This is a genomic window from Streptomyces sp. NPDC091416 (genome assembly GCF_044756845.1).
Lineage (GTDB): Bacteria > Actinomycetota > Actinomycetes > Streptomycetales > Streptomycetaceae > Streptomyces.
In genome coordinates this window covers 113,983-130,401 of sequence record NZ_JBIVTU010000002.1, presented here as the reverse complement: position 1 = coordinate 130,401, position 16,419 = coordinate 113,983, and the positions used below count along the sequence as shown (strand labels likewise).

General features: G+C 72.4%; 17 protein-coding genes. 9 read left to right on the top strand and 8 right to left on the bottom strand.

Features of this window, described 5'->3' with window-relative positions:
* The first annotated feature begins 131 nt into the window (after positions 1 to 131).
* Positions 132 to 1,274: a hypothetical protein gene (locus tag ACIQMX_RS07515; RefSeq protein WP_402475727.1), complete on the top strand. Its 1,143-nt coding sequence runs from the start codon at positions 132 to 134 to the stop codon at positions 1,272 to 1,274.
* Between the two features lie 67 nt (positions 1,275 to 1,341).
* A complete protein-coding gene (locus tag ACIQMX_RS07510) occupies positions 1,342 to 1,731 on the top strand; it encodes a signal peptidase I (protein ID WP_402475725.1) in 390 nt (129 codons plus the stop codon).
* An 82-nt stretch (positions 1,732 to 1,813) separates the two neighbouring features.
* Here the strand turns inward: ACIQMX_RS07510 and ACIQMX_RS07505 are convergent, their stop codons facing one another.
* Complete coding sequence (locus tag ACIQMX_RS07505) at positions 1,814 to 2,398, bottom strand: XRE family transcriptional regulator (protein WP_363069880.1); 585 nt, start codon at positions 2,396 to 2,398, stop codon at positions 1,814 to 1,816.
* A gap of 117 nt (positions 2,399 to 2,515) precedes the next feature.
* On the opposite strand from ACIQMX_RS07505, the gene ACIQMX_RS07500 reads away from it, so the two are divergent.
* Genes ACIQMX_RS07500 through ACIQMX_RS07490 form a run of 3 tightly spaced genes read left to right on the top strand, consistent with a single transcriptional unit; the run spans position 2,516 to position 4,820 of the window.
* Entirely contained in the window at positions 2,516 to 3,352 is an 837-nt protein-coding gene (locus tag ACIQMX_RS07500) for an EamA family transporter (protein WP_402476469.1), read from the top strand.
* Between the two features lie 57 nt (positions 3,353 to 3,409).
* Positions 3,410 to 4,057: an FMN-binding negative transcriptional regulator gene (locus ACIQMX_RS07495; protein WP_402475722.1), complete on the top strand. Its 648-nt coding sequence runs from the start codon at positions 3,410 to 3,412 to the stop codon at positions 4,055 to 4,057.
* A gap of 55 nt (positions 4,058 to 4,112) precedes the next feature.
* On the top strand, positions 4,113 to 4,820 hold the full coding sequence (locus ACIQMX_RS07490) for a phenylalanine--tRNA ligase beta subunit-related protein (RefSeq protein WP_363069884.1): 708 nt from the start codon (positions 4,113 to 4,115) through the stop codon (positions 4,818 to 4,820).
* Here ACIQMX_RS07490 and ACIQMX_RS07485 read toward each other — a convergent pair.
* Entirely contained in the window at positions 4,784 to 6,187 is a 1,404-nt protein-coding gene (locus ACIQMX_RS07485) for an MFS transporter (RefSeq protein ID WP_402475720.1), read from the bottom strand. The two genes, ACIQMX_RS07490 and ACIQMX_RS07485, sit on opposite strands and share 37 nt — an antisense overlap.
* A 508-nt stretch (positions 6,188 to 6,695) precedes the next feature.
* Between ACIQMX_RS07485 and ACIQMX_RS07480 the strand changes: the two genes are divergently transcribed.
* From ACIQMX_RS07480 to ACIQMX_RS07470, 3 genes are all read left to right on the top strand, one after another.
* A complete protein-coding gene (locus ACIQMX_RS07480; protein ID WP_363069888.1) occupies positions 6,696 to 7,136 on the top strand; it encodes a hypothetical protein in 441 nt (146 codons plus the stop codon).
* A 136-nt stretch (positions 7,137 to 7,272) separates the two neighbouring features.
* A complete protein-coding gene (locus ACIQMX_RS07475) occupies positions 7,273 to 8,637 on the top strand; it encodes a DUF1254 domain-containing protein (RefSeq protein WP_402475718.1) in 1,365 nt (454 codons plus the stop codon).
* A 121-nt stretch (positions 8,638 to 8,758) separates the two neighbouring features.
* Positions 8,759 to 8,983, top strand: coding sequence for a DUF2277 domain-containing protein (locus tag ACIQMX_RS07470; protein WP_148017485.1), 225 nt, complete (start codon positions 8,759 to 8,761; stop codon positions 8,981 to 8,983).
* Here the strand turns inward: ACIQMX_RS07470 and ACIQMX_RS07465 are convergent.
* The 4 genes from ACIQMX_RS07465 to ACIQMX_RS07450 all read right to left on the bottom strand — a co-directional run bounded on the left by ACIQMX_RS07465 (position 8,970) and on the right by ACIQMX_RS07450 (position 13,007).
* The gene (locus ACIQMX_RS07465; protein ID WP_363069892.1) at positions 8,970 to 9,638 is read right to left on the bottom strand and encodes a VTT domain-containing protein; all 669 of its coding nucleotides are present in this window, start codon (positions 9,636 to 9,638) and stop codon (positions 8,970 to 8,972) included. The genes ACIQMX_RS07470 and ACIQMX_RS07465 overlap by 14 nt on opposite strands.
* Before the next feature lie 280 nt (positions 9,639 to 9,918).
* Positions 9,919 to 10,377 carry a DoxX family protein gene (locus ACIQMX_RS07460; protein ID WP_363069894.1) on the bottom strand — a complete coding sequence of 153 codons (459 nt, stop codon included), beginning with the start codon at positions 10,375 to 10,377 and terminating at the stop codon, positions 9,919 to 9,921.
* Between the two features lie 82 nt (positions 10,378 to 10,459).
* Positions 10,460 to 12,196: an alkaline phosphatase D family protein gene (locus tag ACIQMX_RS07455; RefSeq protein WP_402475715.1), complete on the bottom strand. Its 1,737-nt coding sequence runs from the start codon at positions 12,194 to 12,196 to the stop codon at positions 10,460 to 10,462.
* 166 nt (positions 12,197 to 12,362) lie between these two features.
* Positions 12,363 to 13,007, bottom strand: coding sequence for an HNH endonuclease family protein (locus ACIQMX_RS07450; RefSeq protein ID WP_402475713.1), 645 nt, complete (start codon positions 13,005 to 13,007; stop codon positions 12,363 to 12,365).
* A 321-nt stretch (positions 13,008 to 13,328) separates the two neighbouring features.
* On the opposite strand from ACIQMX_RS07450, the gene ACIQMX_RS07445 reads away from it, so the two are divergent.
* On the top strand, positions 13,329 to 14,090 hold the full coding sequence (locus ACIQMX_RS07445) for an ABC transporter permease (protein WP_402475711.1): 762 nt from the start codon (positions 13,329 to 13,331) through the stop codon (positions 14,088 to 14,090).
* Positions 14,091 to 14,262: 172 nt separating this feature from the next.
* Here the strand turns inward: ACIQMX_RS07445 and ACIQMX_RS07440 are convergent, their stop codons facing one another.
* Positions 14,263 to 14,919: an HAD-IA family hydrolase gene (locus ACIQMX_RS07440; RefSeq protein ID WP_402475709.1), complete on the bottom strand. Its 657-nt coding sequence runs from the start codon at positions 14,917 to 14,919 to the stop codon at positions 14,263 to 14,265.
* 273 nt (positions 14,920 to 15,192) lie between these two features.
* Positions 15,193 to 16,302: a peptidoglycan-binding protein gene (locus tag ACIQMX_RS07435; protein ID WP_363069903.1), complete on the bottom strand. Its 1,110-nt coding sequence runs from the start codon at positions 16,300 to 16,302 to the stop codon at positions 15,193 to 15,195.
* Positions 16,303 to 16,419: the final 117 nt, after the last annotated feature.

Genomic DNA, 16,419 nt, shown 5'->3' with positions numbered 1-16,419 from the left:
TACCGCCGCATCTACGGTACGCATCGTACTTTCCAGCGGTTCTTACGTAACGCTCCAGGATGGATTTAGGGTACGGTGCGTACCTCATACGGTACGGCGCGTACCGTAGACCGTGAGGAGAGCATCCCGTCGTGCGTACCTTCGGCATCACCTACGACACCGGCTTCACCACCGCGGGAACCACCACCCGCGAACCCTTCGACCCCGCTGTCGTCCGCCGCGAGATGCGGATCATCCGCGACGAGCTGGGCTGTGACGCCGTACGTGTCACCGGCGGCGACCGCGACCGGCTCGAGACGGCTGCGCGCCACGCGGCGGATGCTCAACTGGAGGTCTGGTACTCGCCGTTCACCAACGGGCTCACCACCGGAGAGCTTCTCGACTTCCTTGCCGACAGTGCCGGGCGTGCCGAACGGCTGAGGGCGGAAGGTGCCGAGGTCGTCTTCCTGACCGGCTCGGAGATCTCGCTCTTCACCGTCGGCATGCTTCCCGGCGACACATTCGAGGAACGCGCCGCCGTCCTCGCCGACCCGCAGCGGCTGCGAGCCGCGCTGCCCGGGCTCCCCGCTCAGGTCAACGCCTTCCTCCGTGAGGCGGTCGCCGTGGTGCGTAGCCGGTTCGGTGGCCGGATCGGGTATGCCTCGCTTCCGTTCGAGGGCGTCGACTGGGCGCCGTTCGACATCGTCGCCACCGACGCCGGCTACCGCGACGCACAGACCGCCGACCGGCTCGCCGACGGTCTGCGGGCCCTGACCGCCCACGGGAAGCCTTCCGCCGTCACGGAGTTCGGCTGCACCACCTACCGTGGGGCCGCGGACGTCGGCGGCCGGGGAGATGCCGTCATCGAGTGGGACGAGTGCGCCCGTCCGGTGCGGTTCACCGGTCCCGTCGTGCGTGACGAGCAGGAGCAGGCCGACTACCTGCGTGAACTCATCGAGGTCTTCGACGAGTCCGCCGTCGACGCCGCCTTCGTCAATACCTTCGCTCGCTACGACCTCCCGCACGCGGGCTCGGGCTCGGGGCCGGATGTGGAGGCCGACGGCGACCATGACCATGACCATGACGGTGACCTTGACTTCGACAAGGCGTCCTTCGGCGTGGTCAAGGTCCTCGGCGGCGGCCGTACCGGTACCGCCTATCCGGGGCTGCCCTGGGAGCCCAAGGCGGCCTTCCACGCGCTCGCGGCGTACGGCCGCAGCCGGACCCGCACCCGGACCGGAACCGGGCCCGCACCCGTTCCGGAGGGCCGGGTGCGGCCGAGTGCGGCCGGATGAGACCGGGGCGCGGTGACCGGGGCCTGTCGCCTCGGGGTGTTCGGGCCGGCTGCTAGCCTCCGGCCTCGTGAACGACAGCGTGTACGTGGGCAAGGCGGGCAAGGATGCGGCACTGGACCGGGGGTGGCTCCTCGGGCATTTCAAGGACGCCGGCGATCCGCGCCACAGCGAGGACGTGGAGATCAAGTGGGGTGTCCACCCGCCTGGCGATGAACGTCTGGAGTGGGTGAAGGGCGAGCACCGCACGGCTCTCCTGGTTCTGATCAGTGGCCGCTTCCGCGTGGAACTGCCGGGCCGCAGCGTCCTGCTGGAGGAGCAGGGAGATTACGTCGTGTGGGGGCGCGGGGTCGACCACTCGTGGGTCGCGGAGGAGGAATCGGTGGTGCTGACCGTCCGATGGCCTTCGGTGCCCGGCTACGCCGTGGACGAGCCGGGCGGGGCGAAGGTGCGGGGCTGAGCGGGCGGTTGAGTGCTCCGGGCGGCAGTGGGCGCTGCCGTCAGGTGGCGGTACCCGGGCCCGGCGGCGGTGGGCGCTGTCGTCAGGTGGCCGTACCCGGGCCGGGCGGCAGGTGGACCGTCATGATCAGGTGGCAGGCTTCGGGGCCGGTGCCGCGGTAGGTGTGGGGGGTGTCGGCGTCGAAGGTGGCCGTCTGGCCGGCCTCGATGTGGTGCTCGGCGCCGTCGACGACCAGCGTCATGCGGCCGGCGGTGACGCTGACCGTTTCCACGACCCCGGCCTGGTGGGGGTGGCTGGGGTACTCCTCGTCCGGTTCCAGTCGCCAGCGCCAGACCTCGACCGGGGCCGCGCCCGACGTCGTCAGCATCAGCCGGGCCTCGCTGCCCCGTGCTCCGGTCCACAGCGGGGTCACCGCGTCGGCCGTCACCACGCGGACGCGGCCTTCCGCCGGCCCTTCCATCAGTGCGGACACCGAGACGCCCAGCGTGTCGGCCAGGCGGACCAGCGTGGCGAAGTTGGGGTTGCCCTGCGCCTTCTCCAGGCCCACCAGGGCGCCCTTGCTGACCTGCGCGCGCCGGCCGAGCTCGTCCAGGGACAGTCCGGCGCGGGTGCGGGCCGCCCTGACGTTGTGGGCGAGCGTGCGCAGTGCCGTGTCCGTGCCGGCCATCCGATCACCATCCTTGCGAAGGACCACTGGAATGCACCGGGCGGTCGTTTGGTTGACACCGAACGGTCGGTTCGTTGTACCGTTGGGTCGTTCCACTGAATGGTAAGGGATGTGTCCGTGATTGCTCTGCTGCTGGCCCTGGGCAGTTCGCTCGCCTACGGGTGCGCCGACTTCCTCGGCGGCCTCGGTGCCCGCAAGGCCCATGTGCTGCGCACCGTGATGATCGCGGCCCCGGCGTCCCTCGTGGTCGAGCTGCTGCTGTGGCCGTTTCTCGGCGCCTCCTTCGGCGCCGGGGCCCTGGGCTGGGGCGCCGCCTCCGGTGTCGCGTCGGCCGCCGCGTTCGCCCTGCTCTACCGGACCCTGGCCATCGGCCCGATGAACGTGCTGTCGCCCGTGACCGCCCTGGTGTCCGCCATGCTGCCCGTGGGCGTCGGGCTGTTGCAGGGGGAGCGCCCGGGCCCCGCCGGACTGGTGGGGCTGCCGCTCGCCCTGGCCGCCGTGGTCCTCGTCAGTGCCGGGCACGGTTCGGGGGCCGTGCGGCCCTCCCGTACCGCGCTGCTGCTCGCACTCGGCGCGGGCGCCGCCATCGCACTCCAGCTGATCTTCCTGCATCAGGCGCCTTCCGACAGCGGGGTCGCCCCGCTGATCATGGGCCGCGCGGTGTCCTCGGCCGTCACGCTGGGAGCCGCAGCGCTGATGTTCCGCAGTCTGGGGTCCGAGCGGCCCGCCTACGCACTGTCCGCCGCGGCCGGGGTGCTGGACTCGGTGGCGAACCTCCTGTTCCTGCTCGCCGCCCGCAGCGGAGACCTCGCCGTCGTCGCCGTCGTCACCGCGCTCTACCCCGCCGGCACCGTCCTGCTCGCCCGCAGTGTGCTGGCCGAGCGCATCCACCGCGGCCAGCTCGTCGGGCTCGGCACCGCTGCCGCTGCCGTCAGCCTCCTCGCCCTCACCTGACCCGGTCCGCCCGCCCGCCGCAGCATCTGTCACCTACCCCTCCTCACAAGGAGCAGCATGTTCATCCAGCCCTGGGACGCCGCCCTGGACGCGGCCGAATGGCAGACCTGGATCGTGGGAGGCCACGACTTCGGAACGCTCAGCGTCAACGGCCTGCCCGGCCGGCCGCCCGCCGTCGTCCCCACCCACTTCACCACCGACGGCAGCGACCTGCTGATCCATCTCGCCCGGCCCAACCCGGTCTGGGCGTCGATCGAGCACGACCCGCACGTCACCTTCACCGTCATCGGCGACTACGCCTTCATCCCCGGTCCCTGGCGCGCCCCGCCCGACACCCCGCCCGCCGACGGCGTACCGACCAGCTACTACGCGGCCGTGCAGTTCGCCTGCCGGGCCACCGTCGTCGACGACCCCGAGGCCAAGGCCGAACTGCTGCGCCGCCAGCTCGCCCACTTCCAGCCCGACGGCGACCACGCTTCCGTCGCCGTGGACCTGCCCCCGTACGGCCGCATGCTGTCCGGGATCCGCGGGCTGCGCCTGGAAGTCACCGAGGTCATGGCCAAGTTCAAGTACGACGACCACAAACCCGTCGAACACCGCACGGCCGTGGCCGACCGCCTCACCCGGCGCGGAAACGGCCTCGACGCCCCCACCGCTGACCAGCAGCGCCGCCGTCTGGACCGCATCGGCCCGTGGAAGGCCTGACCGTGCCTGATTCCGGCGCCACCGTTGTACGTACGAAGGAACGGAACCCCCGCTCATGACCGACATCCGTCTCGCCCCCGCCGTCGCCGACGCCTTCCCCGAGACCCGCATCGCCGTCGTCACCGCCACCGGCCTGCGCGGCCACGAGGACTGGCCCGCCACCGCCGCCGCCCTGGCGGGACTGGAACGGCAACTCGCCGACGGCGCCTGGCAGCCCGCCGACGAGACCGACCCCCGCATCGAGGCATGGCACACCGCCTACCGCTCCTTCGGCACCAACCCCCGGCGTATCCGCCCCAGTGTCGACGCGCTGGGCAGGCGCTTCGCCAAGAAGGGGTCCCTGCCGCGGATCAACCCGCCCGTCGACTCGTACAACGCCGTCTCCGTCCGTCATGGTCTGCCGGCCGGTGCCTTCGACCTCGACCGGGTCACCGGCGACATCGACATCCGCCACGCCGACGGCACCGAGGAGTTCACCCCGCTCGGCGAGCCCGGCACCGTCGAGAACCCCAAGCCCGGCGAGATCATCTATACGGATTCCAGCGGTGTCCTGACCCGCCACTGGAACCACCGCGACGCCCACCGCACCCGCGTCACCGAGGACTCCGCCCATGTCGCCTTCGTCCTCGAAACGCTCCACGCCGTCCGTGACGGCGAGCTCCTGGAGGCCGCGGCGCTCGAACTGCGGGAACTCCTGGCCCCGCACACCGAGCGGACGGCCGTGCACTACCTCGACCCGGGCCGGTCGCGGGTCGCCGTGTGAGGAGTGACGTCGCTCACCGCCGTCGCCGTGCCGGAGCCGCACCGGGGTTCGCTCCGGACGGACACCGCAGCCGCGCCGGCGTCCAGTGGCTCCGCCCGCTGTGCGTACGGCAGTTGCCGGCCCAGACGCGCCAGCGGGGAGAACGCCATGAACAGCGGGGACAGGGAGAGGGCGACGGCGGTGACCAGCAGGCTCGTCCGCAGTCCCCAGCGGCCCGCCAGCCAGCCGCCCAGCAGGGAGCCGACCGGGGTCAGGCCCATACCGGCGAAGTTGATCGTCGCCACGACACGGCCCTGTATCCACACGGGCGTGATCGCCTGCCGCACGGCCATGATCGTGACGTTGACCAGCTGACCGAACGTGCCGAAGAGGAAGTTGACGCCGATCAGTACGGGCAGTGCGACGGCCGACGAGCCGTGCAGCGCCGGTACGCAGAGCATCACGCCGTCCGCGACGACCGCCGAGCACACCAGGACCTTGCCGTAGCCGAACCTTCCCGGCAGCCTCGCCGCCAGCAGCGACCCCACGACCGCGCCCGGGCCCATCGCGGCGAGCGCCAGGCCGATGGCCGTGCCCGACAGGTGCAGTCCGCGGGGGAGGTGCAGCAGATAGACGGTCATGAGCGCCGCGAACCAGAACTGGAAGAGGGCCGAGGCGATACCCACCGCCCGCAGGGACGCGTTGCCGGCCACGAACCGCAGGCCCTCCAGGATCTGCTGTCGGACGCGTACCGGGCCGTCACCCCGTGCGGGAAGCCGCTCGCGCCTGCGGATCCGCCGGATCGAGACGGACGACAGTGCGAAGAAGAACGCGCCGGTGACGACGGCCACCGGGCCCGAGAACAACGACACCAGCATGCCGCCGAGCGCCGGGCCACCGATCTGTGCCGCTGACCTGCTGCCCTCCAGCGCACTGTTGCCCCGCAGCAACCGCTCGCGCGGCACCAGCCGGACGAGCGAGGCCTGGTACGCCACGTCGAAGAACACGCTCAGTACCCCGACGAGCAGCGCCACCACCAGCAGTACCGGCAGCCCGGGAACACCGAGCAGGTACGCGGCAGGGATCGCTCCCAGCGCGAGTGCCCGGCCGCAGTCCGCCACCACCATCACCGTACGGGCGCGGCGGCGGTCCACCCACGCGCCCGCGAAGAGCGAGAGCAGCAGGATCGGCGCCTGCTCCACCGCGCGCAGCGCGCCGAGCTGACCGGCGCCCGCGTCGAGCGACACCACGGCGATCAGCGGCAGGACCACCTGTGTGGCCTGCGCCCCGAACTGGGAAGCGGTCTGGCCCACCCACAGCCTGCGGAAGTCGGCGTCCCGCCACAGACCCGGCCGAGCGCCTGCCCGGTCGTCCTCGGCCGCCTTCATCGCGTGCCCCGTACGGGCAGGTCTTCATGTCCGGCCCGGGAGGGCACGGGCACGGGCACGGGAATGGGAATGGGTGTGGGAATGCGTGTGGGAACGGTTCGGGTGTGCGGTACCGGTTGCACGGTGACCCCTTGAGCTGCGGAGGACAGGGCTCGCCGGCCGGCGCACGGGAGGTGCGCCGGCGGTTCGGGCGAGAAGGGCTCGCTGCGCCGCGGAAACAGGGGCGGCACGCGATGACGGGTCGGTCACGACCTACGACGTCAGCGCGTGCCCTGACGACCGGGCATGCTCCACTCCTGCCTCAGGGATCACGTGGTGGATCGAAGGTTAGCCGTCGGCGTCCCTGAGCGGCAGCCATTTTCCGCCCTGCCGCACACGGCGCGCGGGCGCCTGCGGGGCGCGCGGTCGCGTCCGCCCGCGTCACCCGTTCGGCCGCGTCGGGTAGCCGTGCCCGGATGCGCCGAGCAGGGTCGGTCTGACGTGCAGTCCCACCGGCTCAGGAGTACTCATGGCACAGACCGCGCCCACGCCGGGCACCTCATCCCAGCCTCCGTCCCAGTCCGGGGACATGAATCCGTGGGCAGCCGGCGGGGTCATGTTCGCCGGCGTTCTGCTCATGGTCGACGGGGTGCTGGGGGCGATCAAGGGCATCGCCGGGATCGCGTCCGACGACGTCTACGCACGGATCAACAACTACGTCTTCGAGTTCAACGTGACGACCTGGGGATGGATCCATCTCGTCCTCGGCGTGATCATCGCCTTCGTCGGCTGGTACATCCTCAAGGGAGCGACCTGGGCGCGCGGTGTCGGTGTGGGGCTTGCGGCGCTCAACATGATCGCCAACTTCATGTGGCTTCCCTACCAGCCGATCTGGGCCGTCGTCTCCCTCGCCATCGACACCTTCGTGATCTGGGCCCTGTGCACGGACCGCTCCAAGGCGGTCATCTGACGGCCACCGGCCACGGTCCGGCCCGGTGGTGGCAGCCCCTGCCGCCGCCGGGCCGGACCGTTCCCGCTCACGTACGGACGAACCGGTCCGTACCACGCCCCCTGCACACCACCCGCTGAAGAAGGGGAGGCTCTCCATGTCCGACGCGCCAACGAACGAGCTCGTGGAGCTGGCAGCCGAGGCCTATGTCTACGGATATCCGCTCGTCTTCGACCTGTCGATGGTCGAGAAGTGCCTGCACGAGGGTTTCGGCCCATTGGCGGCGGCGCCCTTCAACCGGTTCACGCATGCGGACCGGGTGGCCGACGCCGATGCGCGTTTCGTCTCCGTCAACAACGACACCGTCTACTCCCTCGCGCAGCTCGACCTCTCCGGCGGGCCGATCCGGCTCCACGTGCCGGACACCGGCGGGGCGTACTACGTCCTCCAGTTCGTCGACGCCTGGACCAACAACTTCGCCTACGTCGGCCGCCGGGCCACGGGGACGGAGGCCGGTGACTGGCTCGTCGTGCCGCCCGGCTGGGCCGGCACCGCGCCCGACGACGTGCGCGGGGTGATCGACGCCCCGACCACCGTCGTCACCGTCGTCGGACGCAACGCCTGTGACGGCCCCGAGGACCTGGAGCGGCGGGTCCGTCCCCTCCAGGAACAGTTCACCCTCACCCACCTCGAACCGGGCGAGCACCCCACCGGTCTGCCCGCGCCCGATGCCGGTGTGCCGGCGGAACTCCGCTTCTTCGAGCAGCTCAGGGTCTGGATGGCCGACTTCCCGCCGTCCGCGGGCGACCGGGCCTACCAGGACCGCTTCCAGCCGCTGGGACTCCTGGAGGAGGGGCCTTCGCCCTTCGCCGCCGCCGCGCCCGACCTCGTACGCGCCCTGACCGAGGGGCTGGCGCGGGGCAAGGAGCGGGTGGAGGCGGCCGGCGGGTCGGGGGCCGGGGGAGACGAAGGGTGGTCGATGGATCCGCACCTCTTCGACTACAACGCCGACTGGTTCGGAGTCGGAACCATCGACTCGCCGGAATGGAGGATCGCGGACCGGGAGGCGTCCTACCTGACCAGAGCCCTGGCTGCGCGGGTCGGGCTGTGGGGCAATCACGGGTACGAGGCGGTGTACGCGCAGACCTTCCACGACGCGGACGGTGCCCGGCTCGACGGGGCCCACCACTACGAGCTCCGCTTCGAGGAGCCGCCGCCGGTGGAGGCGTTCTGGTCCGTGACCATGTACGGCACCCCGGACTACTACCTCGTCGCCAACCCCGTGGGGCGGTACTCGATCGGGGACCGCACGCCGGGGATCGTGTATGCCGACGACGGATCGCTGACCATCCACATCAGCAGGGAGCGGCCCGTCGATCCGGCCGCCGCGGCGAACTGGCTGCCGGCGCCGGAGGGGGAGTTCCGGCCCATGCTCCGGCTCTACATGCCGACGCGGGCCGTTCTGGAAGGGCGGTACGAGATCCCCGCCGTCCGGCGGATCGCGGATGCCGGCCGGGCGTGAGGTGGTCCGGCGGGCGAGGGTGGGACGTTGTCAGTCGGCGGATGGCGGATGCCGGCCGGGCGTGAGGTGGTCCGGCAGGCGACGGCGGGACGTTGTCAGTGGCGCGGTCCACACTGGAGGCATGTGCCGAAGCATCAAGACCCTTCGCCCGCCGGCCCTCCCCGAAGAGGCCACCGACGAGGACATCCGCGCCGCCGCCCTGCAGTTCGTCCGCAAGGTGTCCGGCTTCCGCGCCCCGGCCGCGCACAACCGGGAAGTCTTCGACCGGGCCGTCGACGAGATCGCCGAAGCGACGGCCCGGCTGCTGGACGGTCTGGAAGTGCGGGGTGGTGTCAGGACGCCGTAGGGGCCGGCACCGGGGCCGAGGCGGCGGCTGCCGCGGCTGCCGCGGGGCGCTTCATCAGGAGTGCGGCGAACGCGCCCGCGACGAACAGGGCCAAGACCGAGAGGGCCGTGCCCAGCCAGCTCGCGCCGAGCCAGTGGGCGCCGAAGTAGCCGAGGCCCACGCTGTAGACCGCCCAGGCCACGCCGGCCACGGCGGACCACGGCAGGAATTCCTTCACGGCGCGGTGCGAGGCGCCCGCGCCCAGCGAGACGACCGAGCGCCCGGCCGGTGCGAAGCGCGCGATGACGACGAGGACCCCGCCGCCGCGGCTCAGGGCGGCGCCGAGACGCTCCTGTGCCGAGGTCAGACGGCGGGAGCGGGCGATGGCACGGTCCAGGCGCTCGCCGCCGCGCCAGGCCAGCCGGTAGGCGACGAGGTCGCCGAGGACCGAGGCGGTGGCCGCGCAGAGGATCAGGGCGAGGACCGAGGGGACCTCCGTCACGTGACGGGCGGCGCCCGCGGCCACGGAGGTGGTGCCCGCGGCGGCGGCGGTGGCGGCGGTGATCACGAGGACCCCGCTCGGCAGCACGGGGAGGAAGACGTCCAGCAGCACGGAGAGGGCGACCACGGCGTAAATCCATGGGCTGCTGGTCAGCGCACCCACACTCTCGAGCACCTTCTACTCCCCGAATCCGTAACAACGCCGCGACGTCGCAGGGGAGCGGCAGGAGCGGCAGGGCCAGCTGTACAGCGTACGCCTGCCGTTCAGCTGGAGATCCATATATATGCGCGATGTTGGGCATCTCACGTGCGTCCCAGGCGCACCGTGCGGACCGGCCGTCCGTGGCGGCGTGCCTCGGGCCCGCCGGGGAGCGGTTCCCGGCGGGCCCGAGGTTCGGTGATCGGCCCGGTCGGCCCGGTCGGTGCGGGCCGGTGCGGTGGGGCCGGGCGACCGGTCAGGCGGCGACCGGGGTGCTCGGCTCCGGTGCGCGGTCCTGCTCGTCCTTGGCGGCGGTGCGGGAGGTGAACAGCCGGTCCAGGGCCAGGGCGCCCGGGCCGGTGAAGACGATGAGCAGGAACGCCCAGCAGTAGACGGCCGAGGGCTCGCCGCCGTTCTCCAGCGGGAAGAGCGCCTCGGGCTGGTGGACCTTGAAGTACGCGTACGCCATGGAGCCGGACGCGACGAGGGCGGCGATACGGGTGCCGAGGCCCAGCACCACGAGGCCGCCGCCGACGAGCTGGATGACCGCGGCGTACCAGCCGGGCCAGGTGCCGGCGGGTATGGAACCGCCGCCCATGGCGCCGCCGAGCACGCCGAAGAGCGATGCGGCACCGTGGCAGGCGAAGAGCAGGCCTACGACGATGCGGAAGAGCGCGAGAGCGTAGGGCTGTGCCTGGTTCAGGCGTGTGTACATGTGGGGAGGCTCCTTCGGTCTGGTGGGGACGTGAACCGACTGAGCGCCACAGATTAGGTAGGCCTCACCAATACTTGCAAGTTCAACGTTTTGTCGACTGGCTGAAAGTCGGCGGAGCGTCATCGGTCAGCAGGCGGTCGAAGGCCAGCTCCAGGACGGTGCCCGTCCTCCTCGATTTGGCCTGAACCAATGACAGCGCGGCTTTCCGGCCACTCAAGGTGAGCGTCATCAGCTGATTGCCGAACCACGGTCCGCCCGTCCTGTGCCACCGGATCGACGGCGGTCCGGTGCGCCCGTGGCGCGCCAGCAGCCGGCCGAGCCGCCGTCCCGCCCCGCTCCAGGCGAAACGGAATCCGGCCCTGAGCGGTGCGGGAATGGAGTTGTGCACGGGAGAGCAGGTCAGCTGTAGGACGCGCGCGGCCGGTGTGCCGCCGGGGGAAGGAGCGGACGGGCTGGGCTCCGCGATGTACGCGTGGTGCACATCGCCCGACAGCACGCATACCGTCGCGGGAGCCTCCGGACCCTCGGCCACCTCCCGGATCAGCTCCGTCAACTGCTCGAACGACTCGGGGAACGCCGCCCAATGTTCCAGGTCGGAGCGCCGGCGCAGGGACTCGCCGATCCGCGCCCAACGGCCGTCCGCCCCGCCCCGTTCGCCGCGGCACAGGGCGGCGCTCCACTGCTCGGCGTCATGGACCAGGGGCGGCAGCAGCCACGGCAGCGAGGTGCCGATCAGGAGGTGGTCGCAGGAACCGGGGGCGGACAGGGCCTCCTCCCGCAGCCACCGGGCCTCCTGCGGGTGAAGCATCGCCCGCTGCTCCTCGTCGAGCACCCGGGCCGCTCGGCTGTCCACCATGAGCAGCCGTACTCGGCCGAAAATGCGTCGGTAGCTCCAGCGGGTGCGGGTGGGGTCGGCGGCGGCCTCGGCGGCGAAGCGACGCACCGCCTCCGTGCCGTCCGGGGTCGCGTGGACGGCCGCGTGGAGCGGGTCCGCGGCGAGTTCGGCGGGGGAGAGGTTGCCGAGGTGCTGGTACACCCAGTACGACATCAGGCCGCTGACGATCCGCTCGTGCCACCACGAAGTGGCGCTGACGGAGGCCAGCCAGGCGGCGCTGGTGTTCCAGTCGTCGATGACGTCGTGATCGTCGAAGATCATGCAACTGGGGACCGTCGAGAGCAGCCACCGCACCTCGGGGTCGCGCCACGACTCGTCGTACAGGCAGGTGTATTCGTCGTAGTCGGCCACCTCCGCTCCCGGTGGCTCGGCCAGATCGCGCCGGGCCGCCAGCCTGTGACGCGTCGCCTCCGAGGTCTCGTCCGCGTACACCTGGTCGCCCAGGAGCAGCAGCACGTCGGGGCGTACGGCGTCGGGGTCGGCGGCGAGACGGGCGGCGAGGGTGTCCAGGGCGTCCGGGCCGACGGGGTCGCTCCGGCCCGGCAGCCCGCCGTCGGCGGGCGGCGCCGCCCAGCGGCAGGAGCCGAACGCGACCCGGACTGTCGGGGGCGCGGCCTCCGCCGCGCCGGATATGGGCGGTGTGGTGATCGTGCTCGGCGGGAACCCGTACTGGGCGGGCGGCCACACCGTGCGGTCGTCGAGCAGCACCTCGTACGCGGTCGTGGAGCCGGGCGTCAGACCGCTCACCACCACCAGCGCGTAGTGGTGCCCGCCGACCGCGAAGGTCCGGGACGAGCCCGACGCCCCGTCCGCGCAACGGACTTCGGCCGTGCAGGGCCGGTCCGCCTCGACCCAGACGGTCGCGGTGGAGGCGGTCTCCCAGTCGACGTACCGCAGCAGTGGTCCCAGGCGCAGCCCGGCCATATGAAGCTCCTCGCGTCGTTCCGTACAGGACGGTCCGCGGTCCGGATGTTCCCGGTGGGCGGCGCCGTACGCCGGATGCGTACGGCGGGTTCGTACCGTACGGAACGACGGGGGAGTGCGGGGAGGTTCCGGGGCGGGTGGTTTCCCGGTCGGTGGCGGCCGGGTCTCAGCAGCCGCTGAGCGCGGACTGCAGGGCGCTCTTCTCGGCCGAGTCGACACTCAGGTCGTAGTAGTGCTTCACGTGCACCCAGGCGCGCACGTACGTGCACTTGTAGGCGGCGCGCGAGGGGAGCCAGGTCGCGGGGTCCTGGTCGCTCTTGGACTGGTTGACGTTGTCCGTGACGGCGATGAGCTGGGGGCGCGTCAGGTCGTTGGCCAACGCCTGTCGTTGGGCGGTGGTCCAGCTGGATGCCCCCGAACGCCAGGCCTCGGCGAGCGGGACCATGTGGTCGATGTCCAGATCGGATGCCGCGGTCCAGGTGGCGCCGTCGTACTGCGAGTACCAACTGCCGCTGACGGCGGCGCAGCTGGAGTCCTGCGAGACGTTCGTGCCGTCCCGCTTCAGGACGACCTCACGGGTGTTGCAGGCGCCCGACTGGGTGATCCAGTGCGGGAACTTGTCCCTGCTGTATCCGGTGGACGAGCCCTCCGCCTTCACGGTCAGCTCGCTCAGATACGTACGGGCGGTGGACGCCGAGACCGGAGTGGGCATGGCTGCCTGGGCGCTGGGGGCCGTGAGCAGTCCGGTGGTTGCGGCGAGGGCGGCGGATGCGGCGAGGACGGCTATGCGACGCGCGTAGACACCTGACATGCGAACTCCCTTGATGTGGGGGGGGCGATGGGGCGAGCCGTTCGGATCGGCCCGGCCATCGTGGCGGCGCAGGGTTTCCGTGGGGTGGGCGCCAGGTAACAGAGTGGCGACATGGGCACGTCACATCAAGGGTTCTGACGAAGAGCTTCGGGTCGCGGGGGCGTATCGGTGTGCGTGCGCGGGCGTACGTGACCGAGGAGACGGGTGTACGTGACCAAGGGCGCGGGCGCACGGAAGTGAGGGTGCGGCAGGTCCGTGGGGCGGGACGGGGCATCGGCCGGGGTGCGATCCCCGGGTGCCTGCCGGTCCTATGGTGGCGGCGTGCTGCTTCCGGTGAACATCACGCTCGGCGTCGTCCTGGCCCTGCTGCTCGTGGCGGCCGCCGCCGTCGCCGCGGCCGCGTCCCTCGGTCGCTCGCGCGAGATCGTCGTGGCCGGGCTGCGGGCCGCGGTCCAGCTCGCCGCGGTCTCCTCGCTCATCGGCTGGGTCGTCCACGCCCTGGCGCCGATGTTCGCGTTCCTCGCGCTGATGTACGCGGTGGCCGTGTGGACCGCGGGCCGCCGGATCACGGGAAACCGCACGTGGTGGTGGGTGGCCGTGCCGATCGGGGCGGGAGTCGTGCCGGTGGTCGCCGTGCTGCTGCTCACCGGTCTCGTGCCGGTCCGGGGCATCGCGCTGATCCCGGTGACGGGCATCCTCATCGGGGGCGCGCTGACCGCGACGGTGCTCGGCGGCCGGCGGGCGCTCGACGAACTGTCCACGCGGCGCGGGGAGGTGGAGGCGGCGATGGCCCTCGGGTTCCTGGACCGTGACGCACAGCTGGAGATCGCCCGGCCCGCGGCGTCGGACGCGCTGCTGCCGGGGCTCGACCAGACGCGCACGGTCGGGCTCGTCACGCTGCCCGGGGCCTTCGTGGGCATGCTGCTCGGTGGCGCCTCACCGGTACAGGCGGGCGCCGTACAGCTGTTCGTGCTGGTGGCCCTGATGGCGGTACAGGCCGCGGCGGTCACGGCCGTGCTGGAACTGGTGGCGCGGGGACGGCTGCACCGCGACTCGGAGAAAGGGCCCGCCGCGGTGGGCTGAGCCCCTGGGGTCTTCTGCCCGGTCCGGGTCGGGGCGGACCGGTCCGGGTCGGGGTGGACCGGACCGGGTCGCGTCGGATCAGGTCGGGCCGGTTCGGATCTGGTCGTGTGGGATCAGGTCGGGCCCCGCGGGCCTGGCCTGATCCGGTGCGATCCCGGAGAGGTGTGAGGCCTCAGCTGATGTGGAGTGCGATCGAGCCGTCCGCCGCCGCTTCCACCCGGATCCGCGTCAGGTCGTCGACGTGCGCGTCGGGGGAGAGCGCCGCCGCGCGCGGGCCGACGCCCACGACGCGCATGCCCGCCGCCCGGCCGGCCGCGATGCCCGCCTCGGAGTCCTCGAAGACGATGCAGTCCGCCGGTGCGAAGCCGAGTCCGGCCGCGCCCTTGAGGAAGCCCTCGGGGTCCGGCTTGCTCGCGCCGACGCTCTCGGCGGTGACGCGGAGCTCCGGCATCCGCAGTCCGGCCGCGGTCATCCGGGCCCGCGCCAGGGCGAGGTCGGCCGAGGTGACCAGGGCGTGCGGGAGCCGGGCGATCGCGTCCATGAAGGCCGGGGCCCCGCCGATCGGGACGACGCCGTCGGTGTCGGCGGTCTCCTCGGCGAGCATCAGCCGGTTGTCCGCGTAGTTCTCCTCCATCGGGCGGTCCGGGAGGAGTGCCGCCATGGTGGCGTAGCCCTGGCGGCCGTGGACCACCTTGAGGGCCGCCTCCGGGTCCAGGCCCTGGCGCAGCGCCCAGCGCCGCCAGCAGCGCTCCACGACGGCGTCGGAGTTCACCAGCGTGCCGTCCATGTCGAGGAGGAGTGCGTGGGCGGTGAGGACGGTGGCCGGCATGGGCGGGCTCCAGAGCGGGGGGAAGCGAACGCCGCGGGGAGACGTGCGGCGCGGGAAAGAGAACAAGTGGCCCCCGCTCGCCGGTCAGGGTGTGCGCGCGGAGGCCACTTTGTTCCTCCACGATACAAAAACGGGGCCGGGAAAGCCAATCCCGGCCCGGGGCGCCTCGGCGCGGTCGGCGGCGCACCCGCGCGGTCCGTGACCGGTGGGGCCGGCTGCCTCCCGTGTGCTCGCGGGTCCTCCTGGACGCCCACTGACTGCCGCCTCGCGCCCTCAGTGGCGCCCCTGGCCCGTCGTGGCGCTCTCCAGGCGGCGCCGGGTGTGCGGGCCGTAGACCCCGTCCGGGTCCCCCTGGACGTTCCACCAGATCTGGAAGTCGTGCACGGCCTTCTCGACCCGCTCCGTGTAGTCGTTGCTGAGGGAGTCGTCCGTGAGCGCCCAGACCTCCTGGAGCCTGCGCTGCAACTCGACCACCTCCGGACCGCTGTCCCCGATCCGCAGCGTCGGGCCGCCCTGCGGCTGGGCGGGCGGCGCCACCTCCGCCGGATCGCTGCTCCCCGCCGTGGCCGCCGGGGACGAGGCCGCGGCCGGCCCGGACGCGGAAGCCGGTGCGGAGACGGAGGAGGACGCCGATGCGGTCGCGGAAGGCGAAGCGGAGCGGGTCGCCGAGGCCGAGGCGGACGGAGGCCCGGACGTCGTGCGCGAGGGTGACGGGGAGGCGGACGCCGACGCGGGGGCCGACGGCTCGACGGTCTCCTCGGGGAGGCTGGTCACCGTGGAGGGCAGCGCCTGATCCAGGTCCGCCTCGTGGTCCCGGTCTCCGTTGAACAGGCCGCCGACGAAGGCCGCCGTGCCGACCACCGTGACGACCGCCGCCCCCGCGACCAGTGCCGCGAAGGGCCGGCGCCGGCGTGGCTGCACGGGGTCCGGGCCCGCCGTGAGGAGTGCGGTGTCGTCGCTGAAGCCCGCCGCGCCGCCCGGGGCCGTCGTGCCGTCCGGCAGTGGGCCCGGCCCGGCCGGGTCCAGGAACAGCGGCATCGTCGTGGCGGCGTCCCCCGGCTGCCCGCCCGGCGTGTGCCCGTGTCCCCGTGAGGGATCCGTCGCGGCCGTCGTCGTGTCCTCGCCGCCCAGGGTCACGTAGGGCCGGATGCGCAGCGGGTCGAAATCCTCCGCCGCCGCGATGTCCGCCGACCGCTCGGCGTGGTGCTGTGCCGCGATGCGCTGCTGCTCGGCCGCCCGCTCCTCGTCGCTGAGGTGGCGCGGCCCGGCCGCCTGCGGCGCGAAGGCGTTGCCGTCGTGGGCCGGGCGCGCCGCGCAGGCGCAGCCCGGGCCCACGCCCGGTCTGCTGTCCGTACCGCACTCCGGGCATATATGTCCGGTCATTGTGGGTCCCCTCCCCTTGAACTGCCTGCGATTATGCAGCCCGCCGCCGGGAAGCCCAATCGTGGAGCTCCCCAGCAGGCCATAACGGTGCAGAACGGACAGGATGGGGGTGTAGCG